Here is a 16,229-nt window from a genome sequence, read left to right as displayed (position 1 = left end):
AGGAGACCACATGCCCGTCGACGCCCCCCTGAGCAATGGCCAGCTATGGAGCTGGCGAGAAGTGGAGCGTTACCCCGAGGACTGGATGCGGGACGCCAACCTGCCCACGACCTGGGACCTGCGCGGCCTTCCCCTGGACCGGGTCACGACGGCGTTGCGGCGGCTCGTCGACCGGCACGAATGCCTGCGCACCACCTACCACGTACGAGACGGACAACCCGTGCAGCGCGTCCACCGGACGGTGACGCCGCCGGTCGAGCACGTGGACCGCGCGGTCACCGACCGCGGCGACCCGGAGCGTACGAAGGAGCAGCTGGCCACGATTCCGTTCCCGATGACCGACGCGCTGCCCTGGCGCGGCGTGCTCGTCACGACCGACGGGGCCCCGGTCTTCCTGGCGTTGTCGTTCTCCCACCTGATCGTGGACGTGTGGTCGATCCATCATCTGCAGGACCAGTTCCGCGCCCTGGTGGTCGACCCGGATGCCGACGCGCAGATGGGTCCCACCCTGCGCGAGCTGGCCCAGCAGCAGCGCGACGAGTCGTGGCGCGGCCAGCAGGAGAGCTCAGAACGCTACTGGCGGCGCGTGCTCACCGACGGCCTGATGGACGAGCTGCCCACGCTCCCCGCCCGCGCCGAGCGGAACCGGATCGAGGCCACGCTGCACTCACGCCGCCTGGGCGGGCTCGCCGCCGAGGCCGCCAAGCGCCATGGCGTGACACCGCCCGCGGTGTTGATGGCGTTCATCGCCGCCGGCCTGGCCCGGCACACCGACACCGACCGGGTCACGATGAGCCTGATGGCCTCCAACCGGTTCGCCGAGGAGCACCAGCACGTCGTCGGCACCATGAACCAGCTCATCCCGGTCAGCGCCACCGTCGATCCGGGCGCCACGCTGGCCGAGCACGTCAAGCGCTGGCACTGGGCGAGCGCGCGCACGTACCGCTACTCCTGCTACGACTTCGACCGCGTCGCCGCGCTGGCCGCCGACGCGGCCACGCACAGCGGGCAGGAGCCGGGGCACGACTGCTGGTTCAACCACCTGTTCCGCAGCTGGTTCAACTACATGCAGATCGACCGCGCCCCGCTGAACCCCGCCGACCCGACCCCCGCCGAGCTGGTCTGGACGCCGCTGGCTCAGCAGTACGGTCAGGCGTTCCGGGTGCGGGTGGCGGTCCAGGGCGGTCTCACCAGCGTCATGCTGCTCGCGGATCCGACGATCATCCCGCCCGAGGCCGTGACCGACATCCTGCGGGCGATGGCGCTCGGCGTACAGCTCGCGGCGACCGATCCGGAGACGTGCCTGAAGGACCTGTGGAGCGCCAGGAGCGAGGGCCTGCCGCCGTCGCTGTTCCCCTCTGAGGTACCGGCGCCGCCGCACTAGACGTCCGTGGGCCGGCGCGACAGCCCCCGCCGCGCCGGCCCACGGATCCCGCTCACAGCGACAAAGCACCCGCCAAAGGGCCCGCAGTGACACTGCGGGCCTGCTTTCATTCCGGGCTCAGACCAGCACCTCGACGGGCGCCGGGTGGCTCAGGAACGCGGTGGGGCTCGCTGTCAGCCCGTACGCACCGGCCTGGAACAGCACGATCAGATCCCCCACCCCCACCTTGGGCAGCGAGACGTCGTCCCCCAGCAGGTCGAGCGGCGTGCACAGGCAGCCGACCACGGTCACGGGCTCCTCGGGCGGGTCGTCCATCCGGTTCCCCACCGCGATCGGGTAGTTGCGCCTGATCACCTGGCCGAAGTTGCCCGAGGCCGCGAGCTGGTGGTGCAGGCCGCCGTCCACGACGACGAACACCTTGCCGCGCGACTCCTTGCGGTCCACCACGCGCGTGACGTACACGCCGGCCTCGCCGACCAGATAGCGCCCCAGCTCGACGACGAGCCGCGCCTCCGGCAGCCGCGGCTGGACCAGCGCGTCGACCAGCCGCGCCAGGTTGTCGCCGATCGGGCCGAGGTCGAGCGGCCGGTCGCGCAGCGCGTACGGGATGCCAAAGCCGCCGCCGATGTTGACGTAGCGCACGGGCCCGGGCGCCGCGTCCGCGAAGCCGAGAATCAGCTCGACGGTACGGCGCTGCGCCTCGCAGATGTTGTCGACCCGCAGGTTCTGCGACCCGGCGAACACATGGAAACCTTGAAAATCGAGGTCAACACCGGTCAGCCCGGCCAGGACGGCGGGGATCCGCTCCGCGTCGATGCCGAACTGCTGCGGCCCGCCGCCCAGCCGCAGGCCGGACCCGCGGATCGCGAAGTCGGGATTGACACGCAGCGCGACCCGCGCGGGCACGCCCACGGCGGCACTCGCCGACCGGACCCGTTCCACCTCCAGCTCGGACTCCAGCTCGACGGTGACGCCGGCGGCGACCGCCTGCGTCAGCTCGGCCATGGACTTGCCGGGCCCGGCGAAGCTGATCCGCGAGGCGGCCGCCGGGGTGTCGAGGGCGTGCCGCATCTCCTGCGCGGAGGCCACGTCGAAGCCGTCGACCAGGCCGCTCATGTGCTGGAGCAGGGCCGGCATCGGATTGGCCTTGACCGCGTAGCTGAGCTCGACGTCCTCGGGCAGGGCCGCGCGTACCGACGCCACCCGCCGGTTGACCAGCTCCCGGTCATAGGCGAAGAACGGCGTGCTCCCCACGCGGGCGGCCAGCCGCTCCACAGGGATACCGCCCACGGTGAGCTGGCTGTCGTACCTGCCGTACCAGCCGCTCGGGATGGCGGTCACCAGGTCACCGACCTGCGCAGCTCCGTACGGTCGAACTTGCCGTTGCCCGATCTCGGCAGCCGGTCGCGCGCCACCACCCGGCGCGGGACCATGTAGCGCGGCAGGTCGCGTTCGAGCGCCTTGACCAGCGTCTCGGTGTCGCACGACGCGCCGCCCGGCCCGCTGACGACGAGCACCACCTGCTGGCCGAGCGTGTCGTCGGCGACGCCGAACGCCACCGCCTCGCCCACCAGCCCGGTGGCGTAGGCCGCCTCCTCGATCTCGCTGGGGCTGACCCGGTATCCGGAAGTCTTGATCATCTCGTCGGTACGTCCCACGAAGTAGATGAATCCCTCGTCGTCGCGGTAGGCGACGTCGCCTGACCAGACCGCGAGCTCGCTCCCCCATGGGCTGCCGCCCGGCGGGTAGGGGCGGAACCGTTCGGCGGTGCGTTCGGGGTCGTTCCAGTAGCCGAGCGCCACGAGCGCGCCACGGTGCACGATCTCCCCCTTCTCGCCGGGCTCGCAGACGCCGCCGTCCGGGCGTACGACGAGGATCTCCGCGTTGGGAATCGCCTTCCCGATCGAGTCGGGCCGGCGGTCGACCTGCTCGGGGTCGAGGTAGGTGGAGCGGAAGGCCTCCGTCAGCCCGTACATGAGGTACGGCCTGGCCTGCGGGAACGTCGCCCGCAGCGAGTCCAGCGCGGGCTTGGGCAGGCGCCCGCCGGTGTTGGCGAAGTAGCGCAGGCGACGGGTGGCCGCCTCCGGCCAGGTCTGCGTGGCGAGCTGCAGCCACAGCGGCGGTACGCAGGTCAGCCCGGTGACGCCGTGGCGGGCGCACAGGCGGACGACCGCGCCGGGCACCAGGTAGTTCATCAGGACGACGTGCGCGCCCGCGATGAAGGAGGTGGTGAGCTGGCTGAAGCCGGTGTCGAAGCTCAGGGGGAGCACGCCGAGCACCACGTCGTCGCGGGTGTGGCCGAGGTAGTGGGCGACGCTTTGGGCGCCGGCGAGCAGGTTGCGGTGCGACAGGACGACGCCCTTGGGGTTGCCGGTGCTGCCCGAGGTGTAGAGGATCGCGGCCACGTCGGCGTCGATCGCCTCCTCAGAAGCCGGTACCTCGTCGTCGGAGGCGCACAGCTGGGACCAGGTCGTGATCGGCAACGGCTCTGGGACGCGCGGCCGGTCGCCGATGAGGATCAGGTGACGCAGCGACTCCACCTCCTGGAGCCGGGCGCCGACCAGGCGGTGCCGCTCGACCGAGGTGACCACCGCGACCGCCCCGCAGTCGGCGGCCACGTAGCCCACCTGCTGCGGCTTGAACAGCGGATTGACCGGGACGAACACCCCGCCGGCCGCGGACACGGCGAACATGGCGACGACGGTCTCGATCCGCTTCTCCAGGTAGACGACGACCCGCTCACCCCGGCGCAGCCCGAGACGGCGCAGCCCGCTCGCGGCTTGGCCGACGCGGCGGGCCAGCTCGCCGTAGCTGAGCGTTTCGTCCTGGTACGTCACGGCGGGGCGATCAGGGTCGCCGCACCGCACCACGTCGTCGACTCGCGTCAGCATCGGCGATCCTCACACTCGTAACGGCGCTCGCTCATCACCGACGGTTCCTTGGGGGTGAATGAGCGCGGACAGGGCCTGCCACAGCGAGCCGACGGTGTCGAACGTCTCCTCGTTGAGGAGGTCGTCGGGCAGCTCGATGTCGTAGCGGTCCTCGATGTCGGCCAGCAACCGCACGACCCCCATCGAGTCGAGCCCGAGGCCCGCCAGCTCGTCGGAGGCGGAGAAGTCGCCCGCGTCCGCGTACGGCAAATGCGAGCGCAGAATATTCTGAAACTCGGGTGGTATTTCCAACATAGTCACCGCGCCACCTCAGGCCGAAAGCCGAGCCGCTCCATGCTGTTCGCTCCGAGCTTGGCCGAATGCGCGACGACGCGTCAAGACCGCCATTCTCGAAAAGCCGCCGCAGCCATTGGCAGGTAATCGCCTTCCGGAGCCGGTCATCGGCGCCCGGTTGTCGCACCCCTGACCGGCGCAGATTATGAAACACATTAACCGGCGACCGGCGCACATGGGGAGGCTGAGTTGTCCGCCGCGAAGAACGCGAATCTGTGCTGGGGCCAGCGTTACATGTGGCTGAAATACCACCGGCTGCCGCCGGGCGAACGGCATGACACGCACATCGTGCTGCGGCTCGCCATCCCGCACGACGTCACGGTGGCGAACTGCCGCGCGGCGATCAACTACCTGACGCGCCGCCACGAGTCGCTGCGGACCACGTACCACCTCGACCCCGGGCCGGAGCCGCGCCGGCAGGTGCACCCGCCGGCCGCGCTGCCGATCCTCCTGGCGACCACCGAACGCGACGGCACCCCCGCTCCCGCCGAGATCGTCGAACGGCTCGGCACCACCGACTTCCGCCTCGACACCGACTGGCCGATCCGCGCCTGCGTCATCACCACGGGCGGCGTCCCCAAGCAGATCGTCCTGGTGCTCAACCATCTGGCCGTGGACGCGTGGACGGTCCGGGAGATCAAGCGCGAGCTCACCGTCCAATGCGCCGGCTTCAGCTCCCGGCGACCGGCCGCGCTGGAACCCGTCCGCAACCAGCCGTCGGACCTGGCCCGGCACGAGTCGTCGGCCGAGGCCACCGCCGTGGCGGCCCGCTCCCTGGCGTACTGGGGCACGGAGATAGGCCGTCTCCCGGCCGACCCGTTCGCCGCCCGACGCACCCCCGACGGCGACCCGACGCTCCCCGACCGCGAGCCGGTCGCGCTCGACGGCAGACCGCTGACGCCTGATCGTGAGCCGGTGGCGCGGAGTGCGACCCTGACGTCTCCTTCGCTGCTCGACGCCGTGCGGCGGATCGCCGCCGCGGACCAGGTGTGGCCGTCGCTGGTCCACGTGACCGCGTACACCGCCATGATGGCCGCCTACACCGGCCTCGGGACGGTCGCGCACCTGTCGTTCTCCGGCAACCGCGAGCCCGGCCCGTACGCGGGCGTGATGACGTGCATGTTCGCGCCGATGCTGGTGACCGTCGACTGCCACGACGACCCGACGTTCGCGGAGCTGCTGCGCCGGGTGGCCGAGCGTTTCGAGCTCGCCCGGACGCACTCGTCCGTGCCCTACGACCAGGTCGTGGAGCTGGTGTCGCGCGAGGGATCGCGGCGTGGCCGGCCGGTACGCCTCGGGTCGGAGGTCAACTTCATCAAGCAGCGCTCCAGCGAGGCCCGGGCCCGGCGCACCACGTTCGCCTGGAAGACGGTGCCGACGGCTTGGGCGTATGAGGAGATGGACACGTACTTCAGGATCGACGAGTGGCGTGACGCGGTCGTCGTCGGCTTCCACGCCCGGTCCTCGGTCATGGGAGCCGGTGACATGGAGCGCTTCCTGCGCGGCTACGAGACCGTCCTGCTCGCCGGTGCCGACATCCGGATCAGCGACGTCACGCGCCTCGCCGCCTTCAGCGCACCGGCGACCCGCAGCACACCCGCCCCCGACACAACACCCGAGAGCGCCCCCGAGGCCGAGCAGGCGCTCGCCGAGGTCGTCCGGCAGGTGAACGGGCTCGGCGAGGTGGATCTGTCCGACAGCTACACGCTCGCCGGCGGCCGGGCCCTGCGGATCCCCCGGGTCCTGGCCCTGCTGGCGGCCCACGGATGGGCGGGCGCCTCCGTCCACCACCTGACCGGCCCCCAGCCGCTGCGGGCGCTGGCCCGCAAGCTGACCCCTGAGATCACCCCGGAAGCCGTCATCGAGTCTCCGAGGCACGTACTCACCCAGCCCTGACCCACCCTGGAGTGGTCCACCATGACAGACGCGCTCGCCGCCCGAGTATCCAAGAGCCACCAGCTCGTCGGCTCCGAAGAGGAGCTGCGCCGGCTGATAGACCGTGAGCTGACCGCCTCCGGCATAGAGAACCTGGTCGTCATGGGCGGCCATTTCATGCTTTTCGAGGACGAGGGGAAGCTCGTCCCCGGCGTCATCGGGGCGCAAGAGTCCGATGTGATGCGGCGTCGGATAGCCGGCCGGGTGGGGATCTTCCCGGAGTACAGCTGGCAGCTGTCGACCGACCTCCTCAAGTCGTACGCGCGGACCCGCACCGACGCACGGCTGCTCCTGCTGGTCAACGACTGGCAGTACGTCCCCACGTCGGGCCGCCCGGCGAGCGAGCTGCGGGCGGAGTTCTTCGAGCGCTTCACCGGGCTGCCAGCGGAGTACGAGCGGATCCTGGGCGAGGCCGGATTCGGGACTGACCGCGTGCTGCCGAGCCGCAAGCACCCGCTGGCCTTCCCCGAGACCTGGCTCAAGTACCGCTTCCAGAAGGCCGCCGACCGGTTCGTCAAGCAGGGGCGGCTGGAGAAGCGGTTCCTCGACTCGGGTACGAAGGACACCGAGGTGGCCTTCCTCGACGACGAGGGCAACTACCGCACGCTGATCAGCTGCGGCATCACCGGATGCGCCGGCGAGATCACCGAGATGATCTCCGAGGTGCACAACGCCGGCTACCGGGCGATCGTCATCTTCGCGCCTGGCGAGTGTCTCGCACCCGTCCAGACGGGCGTCGACATCGCCCTGGAGCTCTACCGCCTGTCGGACATGCTGGTGATCATCGCCGACCCCGGCGGGAGCGGGGAGATGTCCACGGACGAGATCTACTCGAAGCTCGTGACGGTCAGCACGTTCAGGAGCTGACGCGGCGCGAGACGGACCACCGAAAGTGACGGGCCGCCCATGAAGATCATTTATCTGGACAACTGCGCCACCACCCGCGTGGACGACGAAGTGGTCGACGCGATGCTGCCGTACCTGAGAGAGGACTTCGGCAACCCGTCCTCGCCGCACGTCCTCGGCAAGCGGGCCCGCCGCGCGGTGGACCTCGCCGCCGTGTCCGTGGCCGAGCTCCTGGGCGCCGATCCGCGCGGCATCGTCTTCACCTCCGGCGCGACCGAGAGCAACAACATCGCGCTGCTGGGCATGTTCGCCCATGAGGAGCGCGCGCCCGTCAACGCGCTGTTCTGCCCGACCGATCACAAGTCCGCGCTGGCCATCGGCCGGGCGCTGGCCGGGCGGGGCATCGAGACCCGCACGATGGCGGTACGCCAGGACGGGCTGATCGACCTGACCCGGCTGGCCGACCAGCTCGACGTCCACTCCCGCGTCGCCACGGCCGCCCTGGTCAACAGCGAGATCGGCACCATACAGCCGATGTCGGAGCTGGCCGCGCTCTGCCACGAGGTCGGCTGCCTGCTGCACGTGGACGCCGCCCAGGCGGCCGGCCGGATCCCGATCGACGTGGTCGAGGCCGGCGTGGACACGCTGTCCATTTCCGGGCACAAGGTGCGCGGCCCGAAGGGCATCGGCGCCCTGTACGTGCGGCCCGGCGTGCGCCTGCGGCCGATCACGTACGGCGGCGGCCAGTACGAGCTGCGCAGCGGGACCATCCCGACGCACCTCGTGGTGGGGCTGGGCAAGGCGTGCGAGCTGGCGCTGCGGCGGCTCGACGACGACTGGATGCGGGCCGTACGGCTGCGCGAGGCGGCCCTCGAACTGATCACCACCCGGCTCCCGGGAGTACGGATCAACGGCGATCCGCTCAACGGAGTGCCTCATGTGCTCAACCTGGTGCTGCCCGGGGTCCGGGGGGAGAGCCTGGTCTCCAGCCTGCGTACCGTGGCCGTGTCCACCGGGTCCGCGTGCAACTCCGACTCCCAGGAGCCGTCACACGTCCTGACGGCGATCGGGGTGAGCGCCGAGGACGCGAACAGCTCCATCCGGATGTGCCTCGACCCGCGCATGGCGTTCGACGAGCTGGTGCGGGGTGTGGAGCTGGTCTGCGAGCGGGCCCTGGACCTGGCCGAGGTGTCGGTCGCGATGCAGGCCACATGACGTACGGCAGCGGGCCCGCCGGGGGCGGGCCCGCACAGACGACCGAACACTTGTCATGCCCCGTTGGGCAGGAACTTCCTGGCCGCCTGCACCCCGGCCTGGAATCGGCTGGTCGCGTCGAGGTCGCGCATCAGGGTGGCGATGTGCCGGCGGCAGCTGCGTACCGACATGCCCAGCTTGCGTGCCACGACCTCGTCGGTGTAGCCCTTGGCCATCAGCGCCGCGATGGCCTGCTGCAGGTCGTCGGCCACGTCGGCGTACCCGGCCTCGACGCCCTCCAGCGGCGTGGCCGTCTCCCACAGGTGGTTGAACAGGTCCAGCAGGAACTGCGCGACCCCGTGGTTGTGCACCCGCGCCACGTTGGTCTCCCCGTCCGACAGCCCGAACAGCACCACCAGCGACCGGTCGAACACCACGGCCGAGCGCGGGATGTGGCTGACGGTGCACACCGAGGCCCCCGCGTCGGTCAGCTTCTTCATCCGCATCCGGGTGGCGAGATCGGCCCGGTTGCGGTGCTGGCAGATGATGCGCACGGTGATCCCCCGCCCGAGCAGCGGTGAGTACGCCTGCGACAGCTCGTCCGCGTCCGTCAAGCTCGACTGGAGCACCAGCACCTCGTCCCGGCACGAGTCGCCGGCCGTCTTGAGGAAGCCCCGGACCTCCATCGACCCCACCAGATACTCGATCGCGCTGGGCGCCGAGGTCCCGCCGGTGTAGTCCTGCCGGAACACGCTGATCCGCTCGCGGATCTGGTCGATCAGCTCCCGGCGCTGGTAGATCTCCCGTTCGACGGAGGAGACCAGCGAAGCCGCGGCCACCTCGGGATCCACGGGGACGAACCGGCGGCCCGCCCTGTCCTCCATCATGAGCAGCCGGTTCTCCACCAGATGGGCCACCGCCTCGTGCATCTCATGCAGGCCAATGCCGAGATCGACGGCGGCCACCTCAAGCGCCTCGATCGCGCCCTTGCGGGCCGCGTAACGATAAACGTCGGTGGCGTGGTCGCCGCCCACTGGGGCCATTCCCGGAAAGAACGGAATAGTCGTCATCATGGTCTCCCATCAACTCAACGGAACTCTCAGGTGAAGGTTCGGGTGCGGCGGTTGAACAGGAACAGCGACAGGCCGAGCAGCGCCGCCGCCATCCCGGAGAGCACGGCCACCTCGGGGAGCACCGTGCCGATGCCCGTGCCCGGCTTGGTCAGCGCCAGCAGCGCGTCCATGCCCCAGGCGTGCGGGAACAGATAGCCGAGCGAGTTGAGGAAGTCGCCCGCCGACTCCCTGGGCCACAGGCAGCCGCCCAGCATGCCGAGCACGATGCCCAGCGGCGGGCCGATGGCGGGCGCCTGCGAGGGCGAGCGTACGAGGCTGCCGACCAGGATCGCGGCACCGGTCGCCACCAGCGAGAACGAGCCGACCACCGCGGCGACGCCCAGCGGGTCACCCCACGACACGCCGAACACCAGCGAGCTGACCACCATGATCAACAGCGACTGCGCGACGGCCACGACGAACCTGCTCAGCGCCTCCCCCGCGAGCACCGACCGGCGCCTGACAGGGGCGGTGAGCGCGCGCTGGATCATCCCGAGCCGCCTGCTCTCGGCGAGCGCGGCGGCCACGGCCATGGAGTTGATGAAGGTGAACAGCAGCAGGTTGGCCGGGGCCGTGTAGGCGAAACCCCTGGGTGTGGCGCCGGGCGTACCGGAGCCGACGACCGCGACGCGGCCCGAGTCGGCCTGTGCCTCGCGCACGCGCGCGGCGGCCTGCGCGGGCGTGGCGCCCGCGGCCTCGACGGCCCTGGTGGCCTCGAGTACGGCGGCCACCCGGCCGACCGCGACGTCCACGGCGCTGCGGGCCGCCATGCCGCTGCCGTTCATCTGGGTCATGACGAGTTCGAGCTTGGTCGAGCCGGCCGGGATCACCAGCCCGGCGGCGAGGGACCCTTCGCGTACGCCCGACTGGAGGTCCTGCTTGGTCGCCACGGTCGTGATGGCGAGGTCGGGGTGCGCGCGCAGCTCCTTGAGCACGGCGGCCGAGAGGGGGTCGGAGCCATCGGCCACGACGCCGACGGGCAGCTTGGCCGCCCCCACGGCGCCCCCGCCGAGCGCCATGCCGACGAACACGATGTTGACGAACGGCATGATCACCATGAAGAACAGGCCGACCTTGTCGCGGGAGAGCCGGCGCAGGTTCGCCGCCACCAGCGCGAGGATGGGACGTGGCCTGATCCGAATCCGCACGGCCTCTTGTGGCCTCATCCGAGCAGCCCCTTCCTGAAGCCGGCCGCGGCCAGGCCGCCCGCCACCAGCGCGATCGCGCACAGCACGCCGATCGGGACGATCACCGTGGTCAGTCCCCCGCCGGAGCCCGCGAGCCGGATCAGCCCGGTCGACGTCCAGCCGTTCGGGGTGAGCAGCGCCACCTTCTGCAGGAAGCCGGGCAGGTTGTACAGCGGCACCAGGCTGCCGCCGAAGAACGCCATCACGAACGAGACGACCATGGTCACCCCGTCGGCCTGGGCGTCGGTCTTGGCCCGGCTGGCCACCAGCATGGTGATCGCGGCGGCGGCGAGCACGTGCGCGACCAGCAGCGCGAAGACCGCCACCGGGTCACCCCAGCTGGTGCCGAAGATGAGCGAGGAGGACGCCCAGGTGGCGACGACGCTGACCACGCCCAGCCCGAACCCCACCATGGCCTTGCCGGCGATCGGCGTCCACTGCGGGATCGGCCCGGCCCGCATCCGGTCGAGCGTGCCCTGCCGCCGCTCGGTGAGCAGGCTCCTGAACGAGGCGCCCACCACGAAGAAGGCGAACAGGGCGGCCATGCCGGAGCCGTAGTACACCGACAGGTCGATCTTGCCGCCCTCCATGGGGTCGTCGGCCAGGCTCAGTCCGGGCCCGGCGGCGCCGTTACGCTCCACCAGCTCCTTCACCCGGTCACCGGGCACGCCGTACGCCAGCGAGGCGCGGACCGCGAGCGTGCGGGCGTCCACCACCGAGGAGATGCGGTCGACGATGGCGTTCGCCACCACGCCGGCCAGCGGCGACTCGGCGGAGGTGAGCACCGCGACCTGACCGCCCGAGCCCGCGCCGACGCTCTTCGTGAACCCCTGCGGGAACACGATGGCCGACCCGATGTCACCGGCGTCGAGCGAGCGCTGCGCCTCCTGCCTGCTGGGCAGGTCGCGCAGCGTCAGCGTGCCCTTGAGCTGCTCGTTGGACATGACCTCCCGCCGCACACTGGCGGAGAACTCGCCGCGGTCGAGGTCGACGAAGCCGATCGTGGCCCGTAGCGGCGGGTCGTCCCCGCCCAGGGCGAGGCCGAACAGGGTGGCCAGCGCGATGGGCACGATCAGCGCGACCACCAGGGCCGTTCCATCGCGTAGGCGGGTACGCAGTTCCAGCGCGGCGACGGACAGAAGGGGTCTCAGCATGATCAGTCCCGCAGCTTGCTGCCGGTGAGGTGGAGGAAAGTGGCCTCCAGGTCGGGTTCGATGACCTCGACGGCGGTCACGGTGGCGCGGCCGTCCACGGCGGTGATGATCGCGGGCAGCACGTACCGGCCGCCTTCCGCGAGCAGCCGCACCGAGCCGGTGCCGGTCCTGACCGCCTCGACGACGCCTTCCAGCGCCTGGAGCTTGTCGAACGCGCCGTCCACGTCGCCGTCCAGGATCAGCTCGATCTTGTCGGCGCTGCCGACCATGGCCACGAGCTCGTGGCGGGTGCCCTCGGCGACGATCCGGCCGTGGTCGATGATCCCGACCCGGTCGCAGACCCGCTCGACCTCCTCCATGTAGTGCGAGGTGTAGAGCAGGGCCATGCCGTCGGCGACCAGCCGTTCCACGCCGTCGAGGATGGCCTTGCGGCTCTGCGGGTCGACGCCGACGGTCGGCTCGTCGAGGATGAGCACCTCGGGCCGGTGCAGCAGGGCCGCGCCGATGTTGATCCGCCGCTTCATGCCGCCCGAGTACGTGCCGAGCTTGCCGTCGGCCCGATCGGAAAGCCCGACCAGGTCGAGCACTTCGCTGATGCGCGCCGCCAGCTCCCGTCGCGGCAGGCCGAACAGCCGGCCGAAGAAGCGCAGGTTCTCCCGCCCGGTCAGCTCCGGGTAGAGCGCGATCTCCTGCGGTACGTAGCCGATCTTCGCCTTGGCCGCCAGCGGCTCGGCGGCGAGGTCCGTGCCGCATACCGTCACGTTCCCGGTGCCGGGCTTGAGCAGGCCGACGAGCATGGAGATCGTGGTCGTCTTGCCCGCGCCGTTCGGCCCGAGCAGGCCATACGCCTCGCCGGGGGCGATGGCGAACCCCACGTCCTGTACGGCGAGCACGTCGCCGAACCGCTTGCTCAGGCCGGTACATGCCAGGGTGGCGGTCATCGGCCCCACCCGTCCGGCTCGCCCTTGTCGCTGGTGTTGCCCGCGCAGACCTGGCGTTCCAGGTCGACGCCGAGCTGGTGGTCGAGCGGGCTGTTGCCGGTCACCCGGTTCCACAGGATGTGGTTGTCCACGGCGTCGTCGCCTCCCCAGTCCTTGGACGAGCCCATGACGAACGCGGCGCCCATGACCGACTCGCCGCTGGGATGGTTGTCGTGGATCCGGTTGTCCACGACGCTGACCCGGTGCGTCCCGATCAGCGCCAGGCCCACACCGGAGATCGGCGGGCCCGCGGCCCCCAGCGCGTCGGGGGCGTCGCCGCCCGCGGCCAGGCCGTTGCCGTACAGGTCGTTGCCCGAGACGAGGCAGTCGCGCACGCCGCCGTCGGGCTCGCCCTCGTAGGTCTGGTTGAGCATCAGCAGCCCGGCGGCGTTGCCGTGGCAGGAGTTGCGCAGCACCCGGACGCGGGAGGAGTTGTCGACGAAGATCCCGAAGGCGTTGGCGAAGCTCTCGTTGTCCGCCACCAGGCCATCGGCCTCGGGGCAGAAGCTGAGCGCGATGCCGCCGTACTGGCTGCCTGACGTGGTGCAGCCGGTCACCTCGCATCGGCTCGACTCGCGCACGTAGACGCCCCAGACGGCGTTGCCGGCCGTCTCGACGTTCCGTACGGTCAGGCCGGTCACGGTGTGGGCGTAGATCCCCGCGCCGGTCGAGCCGCGCACGCTCAGCCCGGCTATCGTGACGTCGCGGACGCCGTGCAGGCTGATGCCGCTGATGACGTCCGCCGCCGCGTCGTGCAGCTTCGGGATCCCCGCCGGGACGGCGTCTCCCGGGACCAGCACCGTACGGCCCGCCCCGGCGCCGGTCAGCGTCACGCCGTGGTGCCTGATCCAGACGTTCTCCGCGTACATGCCCGCCGCCAGCTCGATCGTCGCTCCGGCGCCCGCCTCGTCCAGCGCCCGCTGGATCGATTCACCGGGCTTCACCTGGGACATCCTGGGTCTCCCTCCCTGTCGCCGAAACCGCCGTAGACGTCGCCGTCACCGTCGGCGTATCCGTCGCCGATGCTGTCGGCATACACGTCGCCATCACCGTCGCCGAGACCGTCGGCGTACACGATGGCCAGGGAGACGAGCAGCCCCGCGCCCATCCCCCACCGGGCCGCCCCGGCCACCCGGCTCCGGCGCGGCGCCAGCCGTACCAGGGCCGCCTGCTCGCTCGCACCCCGGACGGCGAAGGACGAGCCGCCCGTCAGCGCGAGCCCGGTCGAGGCGGTCAGCTCCGCGGCCGCCTCGTCGAGCAGCCGCCGCGCCCAGGCGGCGGGCCGCCCGGCGCGGGCCTCGAAGTCGTGCCAGGTGAAGCCGGGCGGACGCCCGCCCACCGCCTTGATGAAGCTCTCCTTGACGGAGAAGGCCACCTCCTCAGCGCCCAGCTCGCGCTCGGCGGGCGTGGTGAGGTGCTCGGTGAACACGGCACCACCGCGCCCGGCCGCCCTGGCGAGCCGGTCCGCGTCCACAATGTCCACCCCGACCAGCACGGGAGGGAACATGGGAGGGGTGGCCGGCCGCATAAGCTGTTGCCCGCCAGACAGCGTCATGCCGCGACCTTCGCGCAGCGGGCCACGAATGGTTCGAGCACCGCGTTGTACTCGTCCGGCCGCTCGATCATCGGAATGTGCCCGCTCTCCTCGACCACCACCACGTCGTTCTGCGGATAGTCGGCCAGCAGCTCCAGCCAAGGGCCGACCGGCGTCATCCGGTCGTGCCTGCCCCAGACGTACAGGGACGGGCAGCGGACCTTGTCCAGGGCCGGCTTGACCTGGTAGCGGCGGGTGGCCTTGAGGCTGCGGGCCATGCTGACCATGGACTCCGGCTGCCGGAGCATGGTGCCGACCTCGTCCATCTGCGCCCGCGTGAAGTAGAGCTCCGTACCGTGGAAGAGCGCGGACACCATGCGGACGCCGAAGTCGTCGCCGAACGGCTGCACGCTGGCCCGGCGGTCGAAGCTCAGCCCGACGTCGGGGTCGGGGGTCAGTCCGGGGGCGCCGCTCACCACGATGCCCTTGATCCGCTCGGGGCGGCGGCCGGCCAGGTCGATGGCGACCAGGCCGCCGAGCGAGTTGGCGCAGAGGACCAGATCCTCGACGCCGGCCTCGTCGCAGGCGTGCAGCAGCGCGTCGCCGAGCCGCTCGATCGAGCCGGCCACCCGGCGGTCGAGCGCGCAGATCGCCTCGTGCGTACGCAGCACCGGCACGCCGGCCTCCGCCAGGTAGCGGTAGGGGTGCTCCCAGATCCAGCCGCCGGCGAACAGCGCGGACATGAAGACCACGGCGGGCCCGCCCTCGCGGTCGCCGAGCCGGTGCTCGGTGGTGAAGTCGGACATGAAGGCTCCAGTCACAGTAGGGAGGCGTCGCCCGGGATCCACCCGCAGCCGCAGGCGGCGTCCGGTCCGACCCGGAGGACGGTGTCGCAGTCGGGGCAGCGGGCGTACTCACGGATGTCGGAGGGGATCCAGACGCTGGTGAGCACCCGGGTGCACAGGCCGCCCTTGAAGAAGCGGCGCATGCTCCGCTGGTGCGGCCGGGCGTGCACCGCGCGGACGGACTCGGGCCGGTCGAAGGCGGTCACGGTGAACTTGCGGTCGCCGACGTCGAACGTCGCCAGGCCGAGGAAGCCCTTGGAAGCCCGCAGCGACTTGACGACCTCCACGCTGAGCAGGTCCACGTCCGCCGCCTCCGCGTCGTCGCGGACCTCCAGCCAGGTCAGGGTCAGTACGCCCGGCGGCTCGGTGCGCCCGCTGGGGACGCGCGCGCTGACGCCGAACTGCCTGACCCCGCCCGTCTCCGCGTCGGCCGCCGGCACGAACCGGGCCGAGTAGCCGAGCGCCTCCGCGACCGCCAGCCGGTCGAAGCGGCGCCGCACGCGCGGACCGTCCGGGCCGAGGGTCACCAGGTCGCTCCCCTGGACGCCGACGCTCCCGCCGACCGCCGGCATGCCCAGGTAGGGGGCGCGGTGGTCGGCCTGGAGCGTCCACCACAGCGTGACGGCCTCGCCGTCGCCGATGACCTCGTCCACGACGAATTCCGGCCGCTGGAAGCGGGCCAGCGCGGCGGCGGCGTGGGCGGCCAGCGCGGCCCCGCTCAACTCACCGCCGGAATCGGGGTCGCTGTAGGAGGCGGCGGTGGCGGCCACTGCCTCGGGGTCACCGGCCTGCCACGCCTCAAGGTGCCGCTCGGCGGCCTTCCTGGCGTCCATG

15 protein-coding genes are annotated in these 16,229 nt (G+C 71.3%); 4 read left to right on the top strand and 11 right to left on the bottom strand.

Annotated elements, in window-relative coordinates; translation table 11 throughout:
• Positions 1–10 precede the first annotated feature (10 nt).
• The gene (locus ACGFJ2_RS08290) at positions 11–1,384 is read left to right on the top strand and encodes a condensation domain-containing protein (protein WP_393466044.1); all 1,374 of its coding nucleotides are present in this window, start codon (positions 11–13) and stop codon (positions 1,382–1,384) included.
• Positions 1,385–1,501: 117 nt separating this feature from the next.
• Here the strand turns inward: ACGFJ2_RS08290 and ACGFJ2_RS08285 are convergent, their stop codons facing one another.
• The 3 genes from ACGFJ2_RS08285 to ACGFJ2_RS08275 are packed head-to-tail and all read right to left on the bottom strand — an operon-like array spanning position 1,502 to position 4,524.
• The gene (locus ACGFJ2_RS08285; RefSeq protein ID WP_393466041.1) at positions 1,502–2,725 is read right to left on the bottom strand and encodes a pyridoxal-dependent decarboxylase, exosortase A system-associated; all 1,224 of its coding nucleotides are present in this window, start codon (positions 2,723–2,725) and stop codon (positions 1,502–1,504) included.
• Positions 2,722–4,275 carry an acyl-CoA ligase (AMP-forming), exosortase A system-associated gene (locus ACGFJ2_RS08280; RefSeq protein WP_393466038.1) on the bottom strand — a complete coding sequence of 518 codons (1,554 nt, stop codon included), beginning with the start codon at positions 4,273–4,275 and terminating at the stop codon, positions 2,722–2,724. The genes ACGFJ2_RS08285 and ACGFJ2_RS08280 overlap by 4 nt, the downstream gene beginning before the upstream one ends.
• 9 nt (positions 4,276–4,284) lie before the next feature.
• Positions 4,285–4,524, bottom strand: a complete 240-nt coding sequence (locus tag ACGFJ2_RS08275) for a phosphopantetheine-binding protein (protein WP_357647193.1) — start codon at positions 4,522–4,524, stop codon at positions 4,285–4,287.
• Between the two features lie 273 nt (positions 4,525–4,797).
• Here ACGFJ2_RS08275 and ACGFJ2_RS08270 point away from each other — a divergent pair, with 273 nt between their 5' ends.
• Genes ACGFJ2_RS08270 through ACGFJ2_RS08260 form a run of 3 tightly spaced genes read left to right on the top strand, consistent with a single transcriptional unit; the run spans position 4,798 to position 8,604 of the window.
• A complete protein-coding gene (locus ACGFJ2_RS08270; RefSeq protein ID WP_393466035.1) occupies positions 4,798–6,504 on the top strand; it encodes a condensation domain-containing protein in 1,707 nt (568 codons plus the stop codon).
• Between the two features lie 21 nt (positions 6,505–6,525).
• Complete coding sequence (locus ACGFJ2_RS08265; RefSeq protein WP_393466032.1) at positions 6,526–7,410, top strand: hypothetical protein; 885 nt, start codon at positions 6,526–6,528, stop codon at positions 7,408–7,410.
• Between the two features lie 39 nt (positions 7,411–7,449).
• Positions 7,450–8,604, top strand: a complete 1,155-nt coding sequence (locus tag ACGFJ2_RS08260; protein WP_393466029.1) for a cysteine desulfurase family protein — start codon at positions 7,450–7,452, stop codon at positions 8,602–8,604.
• Positions 8,605–8,657: 53 nt separating this feature from the next.
• On the opposite strand, the gene ACGFJ2_RS08255 is transcribed toward ACGFJ2_RS08260, so the two are convergent.
• The 8 genes from ACGFJ2_RS08255 to ACGFJ2_RS08220 are packed head-to-tail and all read right to left on the bottom strand — an operon-like array spanning position 8,658 to position 16,228.
• Positions 8,658–9,656, bottom strand: a complete 999-nt coding sequence (locus ACGFJ2_RS08255; RefSeq protein WP_393466026.1) for a hypothetical protein — start codon at positions 9,654–9,656, stop codon at positions 8,658–8,660.
• 26 nt (positions 9,657–9,682) lie between these two features.
• Entirely contained in the window at positions 9,683–10,861 is a 1,179-nt protein-coding gene (locus ACGFJ2_RS08250; protein ID WP_358177358.1) for an ABC transporter permease, read from the bottom strand.
• Positions 10,858–12,036: an ABC transporter permease gene (locus ACGFJ2_RS08245; RefSeq protein ID WP_358177356.1), complete on the bottom strand. Its 1,179-nt coding sequence runs from the start codon at positions 12,034–12,036 to the stop codon at positions 10,858–10,860. Before ACGFJ2_RS08245 ends, ACGFJ2_RS08250 begins: the two co-directional genes overlap by 4 nt.
• Before the next feature lie 2 nt (positions 12,037–12,038).
• Complete coding sequence (locus ACGFJ2_RS08240) at positions 12,039–12,977, bottom strand: ABC transporter ATP-binding protein (RefSeq protein ID WP_357942061.1); 939 nt, start codon at positions 12,975–12,977, stop codon at positions 12,039–12,041.
• Positions 12,974–13,969: a nitrous oxide reductase family maturation protein NosD gene (locus ACGFJ2_RS08235; protein ID WP_393466021.1), complete on the bottom strand. Its 996-nt coding sequence runs from the start codon at positions 13,967–13,969 to the stop codon at positions 12,974–12,976. The genes ACGFJ2_RS08240 and ACGFJ2_RS08235 overlap by 4 nt, the downstream gene beginning before the upstream one ends.
• Complete coding sequence (locus ACGFJ2_RS08230) at positions 13,957–14,511, bottom strand: hypothetical protein (RefSeq protein ID WP_393466018.1); 555 nt, start codon at positions 14,509–14,511, stop codon at positions 13,957–13,959. Before ACGFJ2_RS08230 ends, ACGFJ2_RS08235 begins: the two co-directional genes overlap by 13 nt.
• Positions 14,512–14,567: 56 nt before the next feature.
• Positions 14,568–15,356, bottom strand: a complete 789-nt coding sequence (locus ACGFJ2_RS08225; RefSeq protein ID WP_393466015.1) for an alpha/beta fold hydrolase — start codon at positions 15,354–15,356, stop codon at positions 14,568–14,570.
• 11 nt (positions 15,357–15,367) lie between these two features.
• On the bottom strand, positions 15,368–16,228 hold the full coding sequence (locus ACGFJ2_RS08220; RefSeq protein ID WP_393466012.1) for a nuclear transport factor 2 family protein: 861 nt from the start codon (positions 16,226–16,228) through the stop codon (positions 15,368–15,370).
• Position 16,229: the final 1 nt, after the last annotated feature.

The organism is Nonomuraea sp. NPDC049028, assembly GCF_043197735.1.
Taxonomy (GTDB): Bacteria; Actinomycetota; Actinomycetes; order Streptosporangiales; family Streptosporangiaceae; genus Nonomuraea.
The sequence above is the reverse complement of the archived record's forward strand: the minus strand, read 5'-3'. Positions and strand labels throughout refer to the sequence as shown.

Coding starts and splice junctions, on each gene's coding strand:
- ACGFJ2_RS08250 (WP_358177358.1), bottom strand. CDS start 10,861: ATGAGGCCACAAGAGGCCGTGCGGATTCGGATCAGGCCACGTCCCATC.
- ACGFJ2_RS08255 (WP_393466026.1), bottom strand. CDS start 9,656: ATGATGACGACTATTCCGTTCTTTCCGGGAATGGCCCCAGTGGGCGGC.
- ACGFJ2_RS08240 (WP_357942061.1), bottom strand. CDS start 12,977: ATGACCGCCACCCTGGCATGTACCGGCCTGAGCAAGCGGTTCGGCGAC.
- ACGFJ2_RS08280 (WP_393466038.1), bottom strand. CDS start 4,275: ATGCTGACGCGAGTCGACGACGTGGTGCGGTGCGGCGACCCTGATCGC.
- ACGFJ2_RS08265 (WP_393466032.1), top strand. CDS start 6,526: ATGACAGACGCGCTCGCCGCCCGAGTATCCAAGAGCCACCAGCTCGTC.
- ACGFJ2_RS08225 (WP_393466015.1), bottom strand. CDS start 15,356: ATGTCCGACTTCACCACCGAGCACCGGCTCGGCGACCGCGAGGGCGGG.
- ACGFJ2_RS08290 (WP_393466044.1), top strand. CDS start 11: ATGCCCGTCGACGCCCCCCTGAGCAATGGCCAGCTATGGAGCTGGCGA.
- ACGFJ2_RS08260 (WP_393466029.1), top strand. CDS start 7,450: ATGAAGATCATTTATCTGGACAACTGCGCCACCACCCGCGTGGACGAC.
- ACGFJ2_RS08220 (WP_393466012.1), bottom strand. CDS start 16,228: ATGGACGCCAGGAAGGCCGCCGAGCGGCACCTTGAGGCGTGGCAGGCC.
- ACGFJ2_RS08245 (WP_358177356.1), bottom strand. CDS start 12,036: ATGCTGAGACCCCTTCTGTCCGTCGCCGCGCTGGAACTGCGTACCCGC.
- ACGFJ2_RS08235 (WP_393466021.1), bottom strand. CDS start 13,969: ATGTCCCAGGTGAAGCCCGGTGAATCGATCCAGCGGGCGCTGGACGAG.